Source organism: Labrys miyagiensis, assembly GCF_030160835.1.
In the GTDB taxonomy this organism is placed as follows: Bacteria; Pseudomonadota; Alphaproteobacteria; order Rhizobiales; family Labraceae; genus Labrys; species Labrys miyagiensis.
The window spans coordinates 1-1,337 of sequence record NZ_BSPC01000100.1 but is presented as its reverse complement, the minus strand read 5'-3'; the positions used below and the strand labels follow the sequence as shown (position 1 = coordinate 1,337).

The 1,337-nt window shown below is 63.7% G+C and carries 2 protein-coding genes and 1 pseudogene; all 3 read right to left on the bottom strand.

Translation table 11 applies throughout. From position 1 onward, the window contains the following. A partial coding sequence (locus QQL24_RS36240; RefSeq protein WP_284317189.1) for an IS66 family transposase occupies nt 1-431 on the bottom strand: 431 nt, incomplete at its 3' end. Between the two features lie 56 nt (nt 432-487). Then, nucleotides 488-881: pseudogene (gene tnpB / locus QQL24_RS36235) on the bottom strand (IS66 family insertion sequence element accessory protein TnpB). Beyond that, on the bottom strand, nt 878-1,318 hold the full coding sequence (gene tnpA / locus QQL24_RS36780) for an IS66-like element accessory protein TnpA (protein WP_431310816.1): 441 nt from the start codon (nt 1,316-1,318) through the stop codon (nt 878-880). Before tnpA ends, tnpB begins: the two are co-directional and overlap by 4 nt. Between the last annotated feature and the right edge of the window lie 19 nt (nt 1,319-1,337).

Here is a 1,337-nt window from a genome sequence, read left to right as displayed (position 1 = left end):
GGTCGGCGTACGACCAGAACCCGGAACTGGGCCGGGACGATATCGAGCCGTTCACTCCGATCCTCACCGATGACATGCAGTGGGTTGCGACAGCACGGGCAGCTCTTGTCCTCGAGATCGACCAGGGTCTCGATCCGTGGCAGATGAGCGGGCAGCGAGCCGCGGTTCGCCCGGCGCTTTGAGGCCCGTGCGCCCTTCACGGCCGATGAGCTCGCCTCACCTTCGGCTTCGCGGCTGGCCTCGGTCTGCTCGACTTCCTCCAGCCCCAGCAGCAGTTGATCTTCCGGCAATGTCTCTGCCCGGCGGCCGAAGCGGTGACGCTGCAATTCCTTGATGATCTGCTCCAGACGCTCGGCCCGGGCCCGCTCGGCGAGCAGCATCGCCTTGAGCGTTCCAGGATCGTCGGGCAGTGTATCGACGCCAATTGCCATGACGCCGATTCAATCATATTCGTCAGTAACTTGCGAGAGTTTTGAGGGCTCGGCAGTCACGCGGGAGCCGTTGGTGTCCGCCCTTCGCGCGCTTCATGAACGCGCCGCCAATCCAGCCCTTCCAACAGGGCCGAGAGCTGTGCCGATGTCAGGCGGATCACACCGTCCCTGAGGGCTGGCCCTAACGGCGATGAAGGCATCGCCTGTCGGGTAAGACCATTGGAATTTGCCTTCTTCCAAACGCTTGGCGTAAAGGCACACGCCGGTCCCATCCCAGAACACAAGCTTCACCCGATCAGCCCGTTTGGCCCGGAACACATAAACGGTGCCGCTGAACGGATCCGTCTTCATCTCGTCCCGCACCAGGGCCGCCAATCCCTCCGCCCCTTTGCGGAAGTCCACGGGTCGTGTCGCCACCATCACCTTGACCGATCCTGTCGGCCCGATCATGACGTTGCCTTCAAAGCGCGGATGACGGCCGCCACTGTTTTGGCGTCGGCGCCGCGACCCACTCGCAACGGGACACCCTCGATCTCCAGTTCGATGATCCCCGGAGACCGAGGCGATTTGCGTGCAGGCTTGGGGTCGGGCGGTTGCTCAGCTTGGACCGGCATCGGCGTCGATAAGACCGCCGGAACAAACAAGGGCGTCGGCTCCTCTGCCGCCGGCCTGCGGGCGGCACGCCGCCAGGTGAACAACTGCTGCGGGGAAAGGGCGTGGCGGCGCGCCACACCGCTTACGCTCGCGCCGGGCTCATAGCTCTCGGCAACGATCCGGGCCTTCTCTTCCTCCGACCATTCTCGCCGCCGCCCGGAGCCTGTGAAAACCTCGAACCGCCGCACCGGCTCTTCATCGTTGGTTTTAAGCGTAAGCTCTGAAATCGTCATATGTCTAAGCCCTCAAGGG